General features: G+C 72.6%; 16 protein-coding genes. 7 read left to right on the top strand and 9 right to left on the bottom strand.

Annotation, left to right across the window (positions count from 1 at the left end):
- The first annotated feature begins 16 nt into the window (after positions 1-16).
- The 4 genes from QT381_RS06545 to QT381_RS06530 all read left to right on the top strand — a co-directional run bounded on the left by QT381_RS06545 (position 17) and on the right by QT381_RS06530 (position 4061).
- Positions 17-1807: an acetolactate synthase large subunit gene (locus tag QT381_RS06545; protein WP_289248014.1), complete on the top strand. Its 1791-nt coding sequence runs from the start codon at positions 17-19 to the stop codon at positions 1805-1807.
- Positions 1804-2313 carry an acetolactate synthase small subunit gene (gene ilvN, locus QT381_RS06540; RefSeq protein WP_289248013.1) on the top strand — a complete coding sequence of 170 codons (510 nt, stop codon included), beginning with the start codon at positions 1804-1806 and terminating at the stop codon, positions 2311-2313. Before QT381_RS06545 ends, ilvN begins: the two co-directional genes overlap by 4 nt.
- Before the next feature lie 88 nt (positions 2314-2401).
- Complete coding sequence (gene ilvC, locus QT381_RS06535) at positions 2402-3427, top strand: ketol-acid reductoisomerase (protein ID WP_289248012.1); 1026 nt, start codon at positions 2402-2404, stop codon at positions 3425-3427.
- A 304-nt stretch (positions 3428-3731) separates the two neighbouring features.
- A complete protein-coding gene (locus QT381_RS06530; RefSeq protein WP_289248011.1) occupies positions 3732-4061 on the top strand; it encodes a hypothetical protein in 330 nt (109 codons plus the stop codon).
- Between the two features lie 251 nt (positions 4062-4312).
- On the opposite strand, the gene QT381_RS06525 is transcribed toward QT381_RS06530, so the two are convergent.
- Both QT381_RS06525 and QT381_RS06520 read right to left on the bottom strand, forming a co-directional pair.
- Positions 4313-4552: a hypothetical protein gene (locus QT381_RS06525; RefSeq protein ID WP_289248010.1), complete on the bottom strand. Its 240-nt coding sequence runs from the start codon at positions 4550-4552 to the stop codon at positions 4313-4315.
- Positions 4553-4837: 285 nt separating this feature from the next.
- Positions 4838-5821 (bottom strand): glycoside hydrolase family 6 protein, encoded by a 984-nt coding sequence (locus QT381_RS06520; RefSeq protein ID WP_289248009.1) that lies wholly within the window; start codon positions 5819-5821, stop codon positions 4838-4840.
- A gap of 139 nt (positions 5822-5960) precedes the next feature.
- On the opposite strand from QT381_RS06520, the gene QT381_RS06515 reads away from it, so the two are divergent.
- Positions 5961-6242: a hypothetical protein gene (locus tag QT381_RS06515; RefSeq protein WP_289248008.1), complete on the top strand. Its 282-nt coding sequence runs from the start codon at positions 5961-5963 to the stop codon at positions 6240-6242.
- Positions 6243-6298: 56 nt separating this feature from the next.
- Here the strand turns inward: QT381_RS06515 and QT381_RS06510 are convergent, their stop codons facing one another.
- The 6 genes from QT381_RS06510 to QT381_RS06485 all read right to left on the bottom strand — a co-directional run bounded on the left by QT381_RS06510 (position 6299) and on the right by QT381_RS06485 (position 13307).
- Positions 6299-6700, bottom strand: coding sequence for a four-helix bundle copper-binding protein (locus QT381_RS06510; protein ID WP_289248007.1), 402 nt, complete (start codon positions 6698-6700; stop codon positions 6299-6301).
- A gap of 95 nt (positions 6701-6795) precedes the next feature.
- Positions 6796-9753, bottom strand: coding sequence for a DEAD/DEAH box helicase (locus tag QT381_RS06505; protein ID WP_289248006.1), 2958 nt, complete (start codon positions 9751-9753; stop codon positions 6796-6798).
- 66 nt (positions 9754-9819) lie between these two features.
- A complete protein-coding gene (locus tag QT381_RS06500) occupies positions 9820-10692 on the bottom strand; it encodes a 3-methyladenine DNA glycosylase (RefSeq protein WP_289248005.1) in 873 nt (290 codons plus the stop codon).
- Between the two features lie 749 nt (positions 10693-11441).
- On the bottom strand, positions 11442-11852 hold the full coding sequence (locus tag QT381_RS06495; protein ID WP_289248003.1) for a hypothetical protein: 411 nt from the start codon (positions 11850-11852) through the stop codon (positions 11442-11444).
- 81 nt (positions 11853-11933) lie between these two features.
- Positions 11934-12365, bottom strand: a complete 432-nt coding sequence (locus QT381_RS06490) for a DoxX family protein (protein WP_289248002.1) — start codon at positions 12363-12365, stop codon at positions 11934-11936.
- 177 nt (positions 12366-12542) lie between these two features.
- Positions 12543-13307 carry a ribonuclease H family protein gene (locus tag QT381_RS06485; protein ID WP_289248001.1) on the bottom strand — a complete coding sequence of 255 codons (765 nt, stop codon included), beginning with the start codon at positions 13305-13307 and terminating at the stop codon, positions 12543-12545.
- 155 nt (positions 13308-13462) lie between these two features.
- On the opposite strand from QT381_RS06485, the gene QT381_RS06480 reads away from it, so the two are divergent.
- Positions 13463-13684 carry a hypothetical protein gene (locus QT381_RS06480; RefSeq protein ID WP_289247999.1) on the top strand — a complete coding sequence of 74 codons (222 nt, stop codon included), beginning with the start codon at positions 13463-13465 and terminating at the stop codon, positions 13682-13684.
- Positions 13685-13748: 64 nt separating this feature from the next.
- Here the strand turns inward: QT381_RS06480 and QT381_RS06475 are convergent, their stop codons facing one another.
- The gene (locus QT381_RS06475; RefSeq protein ID WP_289247998.1) at positions 13749-14282 is read right to left on the bottom strand and encodes a LysR family transcriptional regulator substrate-binding protein; all 534 of its coding nucleotides are present in this window, start codon (positions 14280-14282) and stop codon (positions 13749-13751) included.
- A 24-nt stretch (positions 14283-14306) separates the two neighbouring features.
- Between QT381_RS06475 and QT381_RS06470 the strand changes: the two genes are divergently transcribed.
- A complete protein-coding gene (locus QT381_RS06470; RefSeq protein ID WP_353889757.1) occupies positions 14307-14714 on the top strand; it encodes a DUF5997 family protein in 408 nt (135 codons plus the stop codon).
- Positions 14715-15124: the final 410 nt, after the last annotated feature.

The raw sequence follows: 15124 nt of genomic DNA, 5'->3' as shown, positions 1-15124 counted from the left end.
AACTCCAAGGAACCCCATGCCTACGGAAACCCCTGTGCCCGCCGTCCCGCGGGCTCCCCAGGGTGCACCCCCCGTGCTGACCGGGTCGGGTGCCGTGCTCAAGAGCCTCGAGCTGCTCGGCGTGACCGACGTGTTCGGCCTGCCCGGCGGCGCGATCATGCCCTTCTACGACGAGCTCATGGCGCAGACCGCCATCCGCCACATCCTGGTGCGCCACGAGCAGGGCGCCGGCCACGCCGCCGAGGGCTACGCCTCGTCGACCGGGAAGGTCGGGGTCGCGATCGCCACCTCCGGCCCCGGCGCCACGAACCTCGTCACCGCGATCGCGGACGCCTACATGGACTCCGTGCCGCTGCTCGCGATCACCGGCCAGGTGTTCTCCACCCTGATGGGAACGGATGCGTTCCAGGAGGTCGACATCGTCGGCATCACCATGCCGATCACGAAGCACTCCATCCTCGTGAAGCGACCCGAGGACGTGCCGGCGGCCATCGCATCCGCATACCACATCGCCTCGACGGGGCGTCCGGGACCGGTGCTCGTCGACATCACGAAGGACACCCAGCAGAACTCGGCGCCGTTCATCTGGCCGCCGAAGGTCGAGCTGCCCGGCTACCGCCCGGTGACGAAGGCGCACGGCAAGCAGATCGTCGCGGCGGCCCAGCTGCTCGCGGACTCGAAGCGCCCGGTGCTCTACGTGGGCGGCGGCGTCATCCGGGCCGAGGCGTCGGGCGAGCTGCGCGAGTTCGCCGAGCTCACCGGGGCCGCGGTCGTGACGACGCTCATGGCGCGCGGGGCGTTCCCCGACTCGCACCCGCAGCACCTCGGCATGCCCGGCATGCACGGCGCCGTGCCCGCGGTGCTCGGCCTGCAGGAGAGCGACCTGATCGTCGCCCTGGGGGCGCGCTTCGACGACCGGGTGACCGGCAAGGTGAGCGAGTTCGCGCCCGACGCGAAGGTCGTGCACGTCGACATCGATCCGGCCGAGATCGGCAAGATCCGGCACGCGGACGTGCCGATCGTGGGCGACGCGAAGGACGTGCTCGGCGACCTCATCGCCGCGTGGCGCGACCTGGGCCAGGCGGCCGACCTCACCGCGTGGTGGGAGCGGCTGAACGGACTGAAGGCCCAGTACCCGCTCGGCTTCACGCCCACCGACGACGGGCTGCTCTCGCCGCAGGCGATCATCCGGCGCATCGGCGAGCTGTCCGGCCCGGAGGCGATCTATGCGGCGGGCGTCGGCCAGCACCAGATGTGGGCGGCGCAGTTCATCGACTACGAGCGCCCCAAGGCGTGGCTCAACTCCGGCGGCGCCGGCACGATGGGCTACTCCGTGCCCGCGGCGATGGGCGCGAAGGTCGCGAACCCCGACCGCGTGGTGTGGGCGATCGACGGCGACGGATGCTTCCAGATGACCAATCAGGAGCTCGCGACCTGCACGATCAACGACATCCCGATCAAGGTCGCGATCATCAACAACTCGTCGCTCGGCATGGTGCGGCAGTGGCAGACCCTGTTCTACGACGGGCGCCACTCGTTCACCGACCTCAACACGGGCCACGACACCGTGCGCATCCCCGACTTCGTGAAGCTCGCGGAGGCGTACGGCGCGCTCGGCATCCGGGTCACCACCGAGGACGAGGTGGATGCCGCCATCCAGCTCGCCCTTCAGACGAACGACCGTCCCGTGGTGATCGACTTCGTCGTCTCGCGCGACGCGATGGTGTGGCCGATGGTGCCGCAGGGCGTCGGCAACTCGCAGGTGCAGTACGCGCGCGAGCACGCGCCGGATTGGGGAGACGAATGAGTCACGTCCTCTCCCTCCTCGTCGAGGACAAGCCCGGCCTGCTCACCCGCGTCGCTGGGCTCTTCGCCCGGCGCGGCTTCAACATCGAGTCGCTCGCGGTCGGCAAGACCGAGATCGAGGGACTCAGCCGCATCACGGTCGTCGTGGACGTCGACGAGCTGCCGCTCGAGCAGGTGACGAAGCAGCTCAACAAGCTCATCAACGTCATCAAGATCGTCGAGCTCGACCCGGCGCAGTCCGTGCAGCGCGAGCACATGCTCGTCAAGGTGCGCGTCGACAACACCACGCGATCGCAGGTGCTGGAGGCCGTGACGCTGTTTCGCGCCCACATCGTCGACGTCGCGCCCGACGCGCTCGTCATCGAGGTCACCGGCGACAGCGGCAAGGTGCAGGCGCTGCTGCGGATGCTCGAGCCCTACGGCATCAAGGAGATCGCGCAGAGCGGACTCCTCGCGATCGGACGCGGCTCGAAGAGCATCACCGACCGCGTCTTCAAGAATTCGTGAGCGGCGGAGCCGCCCACGAAGGTTGAGGAGCGCGCCGCGAAGCGGCCCGCGTCTCGAAACCCAGGACCATTCTGAAAGGAGCCCACAAGTGGCTGAGATCTACTACGACAACGATGCCGACCTCTCGCTCATCCAGAGCAAGAAGGTCGCGATCGTCGGCTACGGCTCGCAGGGCCACGCGCACGCGCAGAACCTGCGCGACTCGGGCGTCGAGGTCGTCATCGCGCTCAAGGGCGGCTCGAAGTCGACCGCGAAGGCGCAGGAGGACGGCTTCGAGGTCAGGAGCGTCGCCGACGCGACCGAGTGGGCCGATCTGATCATGATCCTCGCGCCCGACCAGCACCAGCGCGGCATCTTCGCGGAGAGCATCAAGGACAAGCTCACGCCGGGCAAGACGCTCGCCTTCGCGCACGGCTTCAACATCCGTTTCGGCTACATCGACACCCCGGAGGGCGTCGACGTCATCCTCATCGCGCCGAAGGCGCCCGGCCACACCGTGCGCCGCGAGTTCGTCGCGGGCCGCGGCATCCCGGACATCATCGCCGTCGAGCGCGACGAGTCGGGTCAGGCCTGGGACGTGGCGCTGTCGTACGCGAAGGCGATCGGCGGCACGCGCGCGGGCGTCATCAAGACGACGTTCACCGAGGAGACCGAGACCGACCTGTTCGGCGAGCAGGCGGTGCTGTGCGGCGGCACCTCGCACCTCGTGCAGTACGGCTTCGAGACCCTCGTCGAGGCGGGCTACCAGCCGCAGATCGCGTACTTCGAGGTGCTGCACGAGCTCAAGCTCATCGTCGACCTCATGTGGGAGGGCGGCATCGCCAAGCAGCGCTGGTCGATCAGCGACACGGCCGAGTTCGGCGACTACGTGTCCGGCCCGCGCGTCATCGACCCGTCGGTCAAGGAGCGGATGAAGGACGTGCTCGCCGACATCCAGTCCGGTGCGTTCGCGACGCGCTTCATCGCCGACCAGGACGCGGGCGCGCCCGAGTTCCTCGCGCTGCGCGAGAAGGAGGCGCAGCACCCCATCGAGGTCACCGGCAAGGAGCTCCGCGCCCTGTTCGCGTGGAAGCAGACCGACGCCGACTACGTCGAGGGCAGCGCCGCGCGCTGATCCACCCCGCGCGTCGGCCCGGGTTGCTGCCCGCTCGACGCGCTCCCCGCTCGCGTCGGCCCGGGTTGCGGCCCGCTCGACGCGCTCCCCGCTCGCGTCGATCCGACGTTCGAGACGACGGCCCGCGCCCACAAGGCGCGGGCCGTTCTCGTCGTCGGCGTCGTGTGCTGCGACGTCGCCCGAAAACGAAGGAGAACCGGCAGCATCCGGCGCGAGTGGCCCGGCCCGAGGGCCGAATCCGGGGATTCTCCTTCGTTTTCGGGCGGTCGTCGACGGGATGCGCGGTGCGGCGCACGATGGAGGGATGACCGACCCGACCTTCCTGCGCAACCAGCCGGCGCTGACGACCTCCTCGGGCCGTTCGTGGCTCATCGTCGGCGCCCTGTTCGCCGTGATCGCCGCGGGCGTGCTGTTCGCACTAGCGGGCGCGCCGCCCGCCGGGGTCGGACTCGGGGGCGGGATCGCGGTGATCGCGCTCTATGCGGCGATGGTCGTCATCCGTCTCGCCGTGCCGGCGCGACGACGTCGACTGCGGCTCGGCCTGCTCGCAGGCGCCCTCCTGGCCATGGCCGCCATCGGCCTCGTGTGCGTGCTCGTCATCGCGACCACGGCCGCGAGCGAGCTCGCCGGCTGACCGGTCGCGCCGGGCGACGGCCGCGCCGACCGACCGGTGCCGACCGACCGGTGCCGACCGACCGGTGCCGAAAACGAAGGAGTTCGGGGCCGTCCGGCAGCGCCGGGGGTGATTTCCGGCCCGAACGGCCGCGAACTCCTTCGTTTTCGGAACCGGCTTGCGGGTCGGAACCGGCTTGCGGGTCGGGGTCGGGCTTGCGGGTCGGAACCGGCTTGCGGGTCGGGGCCGGGGTCCGGGTCGGGGTCGGCGCGTCAGGGCTGCTCGCCCAGGTCGATCGCCTCGTCTGCGAGGTCGTTCTCGTCGTACACCGGCGTGGCCTCGAGCGGCTCCGATCTCTCGGGACCGGCGTAGTGCCCGGTCGGGATCACCGGCTCGCCCGCGACCGCGTCGTTCGTCACGGTCTGGTTCGGCGTCGCCGGGTCGGTGAACACGTCCGCGTTCTCCTCCACGCGCTTCGAGGTCGCATCGCTGGCTCCGCTGATGTCGCTCATGGCATCGGTCCTTCCGTTCGGAGCGTCCAGACCACGCCGCTTCGGCATCCGTCGCAAGGGGGCCGGTCGAGCCTGGACCGCACCCGAGCGCCCGCGCCGAGAGCACCCGAGCGCCCGCGCCGCGAACACCCGGGCGCCCGCGCCGCGAACACCCGAGCGCCCGCGCCGAAAACGAAGGAGGAACCGACGGATGCCGCCCCGATTCGCCCGCAGGAGGTCCGATCCGCGTGGAACTCCTTCGTTTTCGGTCCTCCCGCCGGCCGCGCCATGCCGCCGCCGCGCGGCTCAGCGCGCGCGGTTCGCCACGAGGGCCGCGGCGTAGGCCGGGAACCACTGCCCCGCGGCCGGTCCGCCGTTGCACTCGCCGTCGCTCGCGCCCGGGGGCTTCACCCAGAGCAGCGCGTCGAGCCGGGGAGTCGAGCGCACCACCCTGGGGTCGGCGCCGAGCCCCGCGCCGGGGGCGTTGCACCACTCGCCGCTGTACCCGCGGCCGTTGCGCGACACGTCGACGACGTAGTGGCTGTTGCCGGTCGCGCGGGAGAGCGCCTCCGCCCAGCCGCGCTCATCGGCGGTCGGCCGGTAGTTCGCGACGTTCGTGAAGAAGCCGCGCGCGGAGGCGACCCCCGCCACCCGCAGGTTCGCGGCGGCGGCGTCGAGCGCCTCGTGCCCGGAGATGCCGCCGTCGAGGTACGCGGGCACCTTCGCCTTCGCGTAGAGCGCGACGGCGCGTTTCAGCAGCGGCAGGCGCTGCTCGGCCGTGCCGGGCGGGCACACGTTGAGCTGCGAGAGCGAGTCCGGCTCCACGAGCACGACCGCCCGGCGCCCGGCGAGCGTCTTCGCGATGGTCCTCGTCCATGACGCGTACCCCGCCGGGCTCAGCCCTCCCGCCGAGTGCCCGCCGCAGTCGCGATTCGGCAGCGCGTAGGCCACGAAGACCGCGGTGCGCTGCTGCTCGTCGGCGTCCGCGAGATTGCGTCTCAGGTACGCCTTCAGGCTCGCGCCCGTGGCCCACTCGCCGAGCCAGATCGCCACGCTGCGCCTCGCGATGTACCGCGCGGCCCGCTTCTCGCGGCCCGACAGCCCGTCGACCGCGAGCGCGGCGACGCTGTCCGGCTGCACGTACAGCCCCCCGCGGAAGATCGTGGTCGCCCTCGCGACCCGGATGCTCGACGCCGCGTCCGCCGGAACAGCAACGGATGCCGTGCCCAGCACCGCGAGCAGGCCGGCCGTGAGCGCGCCGATCGCGAGCAGGGTGAACGTGCGCGTCACGTCACTCTCCCCGCCTCGACCTACCCGTCCACCCCATCACGGGCCGGGCGCGCGGGGCGCGTCCCGGTTCGGGGGCCAGTGTGTCGAACCGTTACGGCCGCGATCGACCGGCGCGGGACCCCGACGTAACGTCGTCGGCATGAACACCACCATCACGTGCACCGATTGCCGCAGCGGCCGCGCTGGGCACGGCGTGATGGCGATCCAGGAGCGCGTGGCGAGCGCGAGCCCGAGCGCGTGGCGCGACGCGATCGTCGCCGCGGTGCACGCAGACGGCACCGCCGAACTCGCCCACCTCGACGGATCGGCCGAGATCGTCTGGCACCACGCGCACGTCTTCGCCGTGGGCGAGCCGGTCGCGGTGCACCCGATCGCCGGGCTGCTCGCGATCGGCGGGGCGCGGGTCAGCGTCTCGCGCTGAGCGCGCGTCGAGACGGCGCTGGCGCGCCTCCTCGGACGACAAGGCGGGTCTGCGCGTCAGGCCATCGCCGCGAGCATCATGCGGCAGCACTCGACCATCCGGTCGCAGGCGGCGGCGCAGATGCGGCAGTGGTCGTGCATGCTCTCGTGCGCGTGACACTCCATGGCGCACGCGGCGCCCATCGTCGCGGTCGCCTCGAGCATCGTCGTCATGGCGGCCATCGACATGCCCATCGGCCGCATCATCATGCGCATCATCGTCATCGCGACATCCGCGGTGTTCATGCACATGCTCGCGCACGCGCCCATGCCCTCCATGCCGCCGCACGCGTCGGCGCACATCGTGGCCGCCTGCATCGCGGCGTCGCACGCCTCCATGCAGTCGTCCATCGTCGACATGTCCATCGGCATCGGCATGCCCGCGCGCATCGCGCCCATCATCTCGGTCATCGTGCTCATGGCTGCTCCTTCGTCCGCGCCGCGGGCGAGCGCCGCCCGACGTAACACAGCGTAATAATCGGGCCGACGCGAGGGAAGCGCCCGAGCCGGAATGGTCAGCTCAGCAGGGCACGGATGTCGTCGGCGTCGAGCGCGGACGCGAACGCCGCGTCGGCGTCGAGCACCGCATCCGTGAGCCCGGCTTTGCGGTCGCGCAGGGCCATGACCTTCTCCTCGACCGTGTCGCGTGCGACGAGCCGGTATATCGTGACCGGCCTCGTCTGCCCGATCCGGTGAGTCCGGTCGATCGCCTGACGCTCGGCGGCCGGATTCCACCACGGGTCGAGCAGGAAGACGTAGTCCGCCTCGGTGAGGGTGAGGCCGACGCCCCCCGCCTTGAGGCTGATGAGGAATAGCGGCGCGTCGCCCTCGCGGAACCGGTCCACGACCTCGCCGCGCCTGAGCGTCGACCCGTCGAGGTACTCGTAGCCGATCCCCTCCGCGTCGAGCCGCGCACCGATCCGCGCGAGGTACGACGTGAACTGGCTGAACACGAGCGCGCGGTGCCCCTCGGCGACGAGCTCGCGCACCCGCTCGAGCAGCGCATCCGCCTTGGCCGCGATGACGTCGCCGTAGTCCTCGTCGTCGATGAGCGCCGGGTCGAGCGCGAGCAGCCGCAGCAGGGTGATCGAGCGGAACACGATGAACCGCTGCCGGTCGAGGTCGTCGATGAGGCCGAGCACCTTCTTGCGCTCGGTCTGCAGCACGCGGTCGTAGATCGCCCGGTGCCGCGGATCGAGGTCGACCGCGAGCACCTGCTCCTGGCGCGCGGGCAGCTCGGGCGCGACGAGCTCCTTCGTGCGCCGCAGCACGAAGGGGCGCATCCGCCGTCGCAGCTCGGCGAGCCGCGACGGCGATCCCGCCTCGATCGGTACCCGGAACGACTCGGTGAACCGGTGGTGCGACGCGAACAGTCCGGGGGAGGTGAGGCGCAGCAGCGTCCACAGGTCGCCGAGCGAGTTCTCCATCGGCGTGCCGGTGAGGGCGTAGACGAGCGGGGCGCCGACGCCCGCGACCGCCTCGTGCACGCGCGAGCGCGGGTTCTTCACCGCCTGCGCCTCGTCGAGCACGAGCGCGGCCCAGCGCCCGGCGGCGAAGCGGCGTGCCTCGAGCCGCAGGAGCGCGTAGGACGTGACGACGACATCCGCGTCCGGTCGCGCCGCCGTGCGCCGGTTCTCGATCAGCTGCACGTCGAGGCCGGGCGCGAACCGCGCGAGCTCGGCGGCCCAGGACGGCAGCACGGATGTCGGCGCGACGACGAGGAACGGAGGCAGACCATCCTCGGTCGCAGGCTCCCTCGGCGCTGGCGTCGCGGCGACGCTGGCGCGTGGCTCATAGCTCCAGCGCGCGTGCAGCATGAGGGCGATCGCCTGCAGCGTCTTGCCGAGGCCCATGTCGTCGGCGAGCAGGCCGCCGAGCCGGTGCTGCCACAGCGTCGCGAGCCACGCGAAGCCCTCGCGCTGGTACGGTCGCAGCTCGGCGACGAGCCCGGCGGGCACCGGCACCTCGGCGGGCGCGGCGGACGACCGCAGCGCGTCGACCGCCGCGCGCCACTCGGTCGCCTCGACGGTCTCGTCGGCGAGCTCCTCGAACGCGCTCCACAGCTCCACCTGGTAGCGGCTGATGCGCGGCCGCGGCTCCCACTCGCCGAGCTCCCCGGCCTCCTCGATGAGCCGACGCAGCCCGTCGAAGACCGGCTGTTCGACGTTGAGATACGTCTTGTCGATGAGCAGCAGCCGCGATCTGCCGCGCGCGATCGCCGTGAAGATCTGCCGGAACGAGACCTCGCGGCCATTCACCCGCACGAGCACGCCGAGGTCGAACCAGTCCGGGTCGTCGGTCGGCACCGTCGTGATCGTGAGGCTCGGGGTGGCCGTGAGCTCGCGGTAGTCGGGACGCCCGCCGACGAACACGACGCGCACGTCGGGCCGCGCCTCGAGCCCGGGCAACCGCTCGGCCGCGAACAGCGCGGCGTCGATGCCGCGCAGCACGCCGCTCGGGCCCTCGTCGGGCGCCGGCATGCGGTGCACGCCCTGCTCCCACTCCCAGGTCAGCTCGATGACGTCGTCGGGCTTCGTCTCGACCGTGAGCAGCAGTGACGGCGGACGCACGGCCGGCAGCGGCACGGATGCGTCGGCGCTCGCGACCGGGACGGCGCTCGCGAGCCGCGGGTAGTAGTCGCGCACGAACTCGTCGGCCTCGGCCTCCGGCACGGCGAGCGGCTCGCCGATGCTCAGCAGGCCGGCGAGCTCGGGCGAGAGGGCGCGGTCGAGCCGGATCAGCTCGACCCGTGGCGGATCGAGCGTGGCCCGGTAGAGGCCGTGGTCCCCGATGGGGCCTGTGAGGATGCCGTCGTGCGCGCCGAGGACGAGAGGTTCCGGCCGGGGCGGTGCCTCATCCGCCGGGCCGCCGACGATCTCGAGGGCGGGGGACAGCGCGAGCCGGCCGTGCGCGCGCCGCGCGTCGAGCCGCACGCGGCCCGAGCGGATCGTCGCCACGTCGGCTGTGCGCGCGCCCGTCACGAGCGCGATGTCGAGGGCGGCGGCGCTCTCGAGCAGCGCCCAGAGCAGGGGCGAGCCGAAGTCGTCGAGGTAGAGGAAGGCGCTCTCCTGCGGGGTCGATGCCGGCCGGGTGGAGCGGTGGAGCGACGCGAACTCGGTGAGCCAGCGCACGTGCCGCGGATCCAGCGGGAGGCGGTGGCTGACGTAGCTGTACTGCGTCCATCCGGTGCCCGACGAGACCCACTGGCCGGCCGGGCTGAGCGTCACGGGCCGTGCTCCGAGCCGGTACGAGCCGGTGCTGCGGATGCCGTCGGCGCGCGTGCCCTTCGGTGCGCTCCACGGTGAGTCCGCCGGGCGTACCAGCTCGCGGACGGTGAGCTGCAGGCCCACCCGGGGGCGCTCGACCGCGTCGGGCTCGTCGGCGCTCAGCGCGCGCACGCGCTCCCGCCAGCCGGGACCGGATGCCGTCGCCTCGCCTTCCGCGCGGGCGGCGCGTGACGACTCGACGGGCATGTCCTCATGCTGTCACGCACCGCCGACCGGCCGACCGGGCAACCGGCCGACCGGGCAACCGGCCGGTCAGGCTCGCGCGGCAGCGATCAGCCGGGCGCGCAGCGCGGCGCCGCGCTCGGCGAACCCGCGCTGGGCGCGCGAGTAGGCGGCCCTGCCCGCGGGCGTCTCGATCGGCACGGGCGCGTAGCCGAGGTCGGCCAGGTCGTACGGCGAGGCGCGCATGTCGAGGTCCCGGATGTCGCGGGCGAGCTCGAAGCAGTCGAGCAGCAGCTCCCCGGGCACGAGCGGGCCGAGCTTCGTCGCCCACTTGTACAGGTCCATGCCGGCGTGCAGGCAGCCGGGCTGCTCGAGGTCGGGCTGGTTCTCCCGCGTCGGCTGCAGGCGGTTGAGCGGCACCGCGGCGGCGGTGAAGAACCGGAACGCGTCGACGTGCGAGCACGCGATGCGGTGCTGCTGGACCACGGCATCCGTTCCGGTCTGGCCGAGCCGCAGCGGCACGGCGTGCCGGTGCTCCTCGGCGCGGTACACCATCGCCCACTCGTGCAGCCCGAAGCACGCGAGGTTGGCGGTGCGCCCGGCCGTGCGCTCGAGCAGCGACGCGATGAAGCCGACGTTGCGGCCGTGGCGCTCGACGAACGCGGCCCCGTCGACGTGGGCGACGTCGTCGTCGTCGACCGCGTAGAACGCCCACTGGGCGCGTTCGGCGGCGTCGGCGAGCGCGACGCCCGCTCCCGGATGCCACTTCCGCAGCTGCGCGGGCTTGTACGGGTAGTAGGTGAACAGGAAGTCCTCGACCGGATGCGTGCGGCCGGTGCCGGCGCGGGCGCGCCAGCCCGCGGTCATCGCGTCCGCGCGCTCGGCGTGCGACGCCGCCCGGGCACGCCACGCGGCGGCGTCGAGCGTCTCGCGGATCGCGAACGGCGCGGATGCGGTGGGCACGCTACGAGCGTACGCACCCGCGTCGTGCGCTCCTGCAGCTCCGTTGGTCGTGCGCCCCCGCCCGCCGTTGGTCGAGGAGCCTGCGAGCGCAGCGAGCCGGCGTCTCGAGACCATTCATCTGTCGGTGGGGGTCCGTGGTGGTCTCGAGACGCGGGCGACTTCGTCGCGCGCTCCTCGACCAGCGGGGGTTGTGCGCCTCCGCCGTTGGTCGAGGAGCCTGCGAGCGCAGCGAGCCGGCGTCTCGAGACCATTCGTCTGTCGGTGAGGGTCCGTGGTGGTCTCGAGACGCGGGCGACTGCGTCGCGCGCTCCTCGACCAGCGGGGGTCGTGCGCCTCCGCCGTTGGTCGAGGAGCCTGCGAGCGCAGCGAGCCGGCGTCTCGAGACCATTCGTCTGTCGGTGGGGGTCGGTGGTGGTCTCGAGACGCGGGCGACTGCGTCGCGCGCTCCTCGACCGGCGGGGGTTGTGCGCTCCTCGACCAGCGGGGGTCGTGCGCTGCGGCCGTTGGTCGAGGAGCCTGCGAGCGCAGCGAGCCGGCGTCTCGAGACCATTCGGGCGTCTCGAGACCTTTCGCCTGCCGTGGGGGATCGGTGTTGGTCTCGAGACGCGGGCGACTTCGTTGCGCGCTGCTCGACCGGCGGGTTGCGCGCTCCTCGACCGGCGGGGGTTGCGCGCTCCCGACCGGCGGGGGTCGCGCGCTCGTCGACCAGCGGAGCGCGGGGAGTCGCTCGGGCGGCGAAGGGTCGCCGGCTACAACAGGTCGTCGGGCGCGAGCGCCCGCACGCCGTGGTCGTGGCTGAGCAGCAGGGCGCGCAGCTCGACGTCGACGGCGAGCGCCGCATCGCGCACGACGCGCGCCCAGGCCCGGTCGGCATCCGTCAGCTCGTGCGTGCCGGGACTCTCGATCACCACGATCATCGCCGCAGCGCCCGCCGCATCGCAGAGCGAGGCCATGGCCGCGCCGGTCGCGTCGACCGCGGCGTCCTCGGGCACGTCGTCGATGGGGATGAGCAGCGGCAGCTGCACGTCGTCGTCGTCGACGAAGAGGAACCAGGTCTGCGCCCGGCAGGCCGGTCCGATGAGGTCGTGCACGCGGTCGAGGATGTTCTCGCCGGTGCGCAACGGGGAGTCGATGGTGTCGTCGTAGCGGGGGATCGTCATGCGCGCCAGCGTGCGCGCCGCCGGACGCCTCCGCGTGCGCCGGGGTGCACTCCGCGCGCCCCGGTGGCTGGGGAGGAGTGGTCAGCGCGACCGGCGAGGCCGATCCCGCCACGCGCCGGTCGCCCACAGCACGCCCGCGACGAGCACCGCCTGCAACGGCAGCCGGGCGAGCCGCTTCGCGTCGGTGTCGAGTCCGAACGCGTCGCGACCGTGCACGAACTGCGAGACGTTGCCGGGGAAGATCGCCGTGAAGAACGCCGCGGCCGCCCAGCCGACGGGCACGCGCCGCGTCGGCAACCCGACGAGCGCCGAGCCGAGCGCGATCTCGGCGACGCCGGAGAGCAGCACCGTGGCATCCGGGTCGATCGGCACCCAGTCGGGCACCTGGGCGCGGAACGCGCGACGCGCCACCGTGAGGTGCGTGATCCCGGCGAGCACGAGCACCCCGCCGGCGGCGAGGCGGCCGAGGGTGCGGGCGACGGATGTGGGCGGGGCCTCGTCGAGCAGCGGCATGCGTTCAGTGTGCGGCCGGCACCGGGCGCGACGGAACCGCTCCGGAACAACAGTCAGCCGCGGGGCGCGGCGCCGCGCGGCACCCGCGCGCGGCGCCACGCGGCACCCGCGCGGGGACCGGCTACACGCGGCACCCGCGCGGGGACCGGCTACACGCGGCACCCGCGCGCGGACCGGCTACGCGCCGATGCGGGAGCGCACGAGCTCCTCGACGCTCACGCCCGCGCTGCGCGCCTGCGCGGTGAGCCGCGCCCACTCCTCGTCGGTGAGCAGCACGGTCACCTCGTGCAGGTCCGGCTCGAGGGTGAACAGCGCGTCGTCCGCGTCGAGGACGGCGTCCGTCGGATCGGTCTCCTCCGCGCCGCCCTCCTCCGCGCCGCTCTCATCCGCGCCGCTCTCATCCGCCGTCGGCGACCCGTTGTCGTCGCCCGTGACCGCGTCGAGCTCCGCCGCCGCGAGCTCCGGGGGCTCCGGGGCGCCGGCGCCGAAGCCCGGGCCGGTCGGGATGTCGCGTTTCGCCCGGTACGCCTCCGCGACCGCGCGGGCGCGCGCATCCGCTGCCTCATTGAGCACGTGGCCGACGTGTCCCTTGACCCACTCGAAGCGGTACTCGCGGCCCTCGATCGCGGCGTCGAGCTCCCGCAGCAGGTCGACGTTGAGCACCGGTGCGCCGTCGGCCTTGCGCCAGCCCTTGCGCTTCCAGCCCGGCATCCACTTCGTGATGCAGTTGATGACGTACTGACTGTCGCACAGCACGTGCAGATCCTCGCCGGTGTGGGCCGTCGCGCGGAACAGCTCGAGCACCGCCGTCAGCTCGCCGCGGTTGTTGGTCGCGTGCGGCCACCCGCCCGCGGCCCAGTGCTCCTCGTCGATGTACCAGGCCCAGCCGGCCGGTCCGGGGTTGCCCAGGGCGGACCCGTCGGCCGCGGCGGTGATCGTCACCCGCCCATCGTACGGATGCCGCCGGCGTCGCCCGCCGGCATCCGTCGCCCGCCGCCGTCGTTGTCCGCCGGCACCCAACGCCCTGAGCGTCGGGTGCGAACGGATGCCGCGTGCCGCCGGCGCGCGTAGCGTCGCGACGGTCGGAAGGACCGCCCATGGCGCACGACAAGCGCGAACGAGAGCACGAGACCACCTTCGCCACCACGGACGAGCGCGCCGAGGAGCGACGCCGGCGTCGCGAGGCGCAGGCCGGTGCCGCCCTGAACGGCGTGCCGCCGTTCGCCGAGACGGAGGCCGCGATCGCCTCTCCGGAGGCGCAGACCCAGGCCGAGCAGCGCGTCGGTCACGGGCCCGAGGGCGGCGCGAATCCGCTCTGAGCCCCGTTCTCGGCACTGCGCAGCGCTGCTCGGCTCAGCTCAGCTCAGCTCAGCTCTGCGTCGCTCAGCGCGAGGAGTTCGGGGTACGGCCGCGAACCACGCCGATGAACGCGTCGGCGAGCTCGTGTGCGCGCTCGACCGGCCACACGAGTGCGATGCCCGTGTCGGCCGCGTCGGCGACCGGGCGCGCCACGACGTCCTTGCGGGCGTGCAGGCGCGCGAGGGACATCGGGAGCACGGCGAGTCCCGTGCCCGCGGCGACGAGCTCGAGCGTCATCGCCGGCTCGTAACCCTCGACCAGCGGCTCGCCCGCGAGATCCGCGAGCACCAGCTCGTCGAATGCGGCGACCGGCGAGTCCTTCGGCGCCACGACGACCGGCTGCTCCCGGTAGAGGGGGATCGCGTGGAACTCGTCGTCGCGCCCGACGTCGCGCAAGAAGGCGAGGTGCGCCGACCCGTCGCGCAGCGCGTCGAGCGCCGCCGGCTGCTCCAGCGCGCGCAGCTCGAGCGGATGCCGCCGCATCCGCTCCCGCCAGACTCGCTCCCACTTGTCGGGGGTGACGCCGGGCACGAAGGCGACGACGAGGGGGGCGGACATGGCTGTCAGGCTAGCCTGGGCCGCATGACCGACCAGTCCGGCGCAGCGACCGAGGGCATCGCCCCGCGCGAAGACCGCCGCCAGCAGCCCAAGCCGCCGAAGACGCAGACCATGAAGCCCGAGACGGCGGCGAAGAAGCTCGGCATCTACCTGCCGGCGGCACCGGAGTCGTTCCGTGCCGGGCCCGTCTCCCGCGACGAGCTCAACACTCTGACCGCGAACCCGCCCCAGTGGCTCGTCGCGCTACGCGCCGACGGACCCCATCCCCGGTCCGAGGTCTCGCGCCGACTCGGCATCTCGAACTCGGGCCTCGCGCGTCACGGTCAGCCGGACGTCATGACGACGGATGAGATCCGCGCGCTGCTCGAGGCGCCGCCGGCCTGGCTCATGGAGGAGCGTCGTCGCGCAGCCCAGGCCCGTCACGACGACTGAGCCGCGCGAATCCGGGCCTCGGGCGGGCGACACGCCCGGGCTGCACGCGCCGATTTGCACGAGCCGAAACCTCCGCGTAATGTAATCACCCGTCGCCCAAACGGTGCGGAACGCAGAAGAAGCGGGCCGAGCCTCAAGCGGATCGATCAGGAACGCCAAGCGCTCCCACTTCTGTGGAAGACCAAGCCGAGCCCCCGGTCGAGACCCTGCGACGAACACGATGAAAATCCGTGGGCATCCCGCACGCTTCGGCGAGGACGGATGCCCCACGGTCCATCGTGAGATGTGAGATCAGCCCCGAGGGCCTGCGCGGTGACGTGTGGGGGCGGGTGTGTCCGATCCTTGAGAACTCAACAGCGTGCACTATGTCATATGCCAAATTATCCTCGTCGGCTCTTCGGAGTCGTTGA

Source organism: Galbitalea sp. SE-J8 (genome assembly GCF_030345695.1).
Classification (GTDB): domain Bacteria; phylum Actinomycetota; class Actinomycetes; order Actinomycetales; family Microbacteriaceae; genus JAUASV01.
This window is presented reverse-complemented; position numbering and strand designations above follow the sequence as displayed.

Excerpts from the sequence above, each read along its gene's own strand:
- QT381_RS06475 (WP_289247998.1), bottom strand. The coding sequence starts at position 14,282 with ATGTCCGCCCCCCTCGTCGTCGCCTTCGTGCCCGGCGTCACCCCCGAC.
- QT381_RS06545 (WP_289248014.1), top strand. The coding sequence starts at position 17 with ATGCCTACGGAAACCCCTGTGCCCGCCGTCCCGCGGGCTCCCCAGGGT.
- QT381_RS06530 (WP_289248011.1), top strand. The coding sequence starts at position 3,732 with ATGACCGACCCGACCTTCCTGCGCAACCAGCCGGCGCTGACGACCTCC.
- QT381_RS06515 (WP_289248008.1), top strand. The coding sequence starts at position 5,961 with ATGAACACCACCATCACGTGCACCGATTGCCGCAGCGGCCGCGCTGGG.
- QT381_RS06495 (WP_289248003.1), bottom strand. The coding sequence starts at position 11,852 with ATGACGATCCCCCGCTACGACGACACCATCGACTCCCCGTTGCGCACC.
- QT381_RS06480 (WP_289247999.1), top strand. The coding sequence starts at position 13,463 with ATGGCGCACGACAAGCGCGAACGAGAGCACGAGACCACCTTCGCCACC.
- ilvN (WP_289248013.1), top strand. The coding sequence starts at position 1,804 with ATGAGTCACGTCCTCTCCCTCCTCGTCGAGGACAAGCCCGGCCTGCTC.
- QT381_RS06525 (WP_289248010.1), bottom strand. The coding sequence starts at position 4,552 with ATGAGCGACATCAGCGGAGCCAGCGATGCGACCTCGAAGCGCGTGGAG.
- QT381_RS06490 (WP_289248002.1), bottom strand. The coding sequence starts at position 12,365 with ATGCCGCTGCTCGACGAGGCCCCGCCCACATCCGTCGCCCGCACCCTC.
- QT381_RS06470 (WP_353889757.1), top strand. The coding sequence starts at position 14,307 with ATGACCGACCAGTCCGGCGCAGCGACCGAGGGCATCGCCCCGCGCGAA.
- QT381_RS06505 (WP_289248006.1), bottom strand. The coding sequence starts at position 9,753 with ATGCCCGTCGAGTCGTCACGCGCCGCCCGCGCGGAAGGCGAGGCGACG.
- QT381_RS06510 (WP_289248007.1), bottom strand. The coding sequence starts at position 6,700 with ATGAGCACGATGACCGAGATGATGGGCGCGATGCGCGCGGGCATGCCG.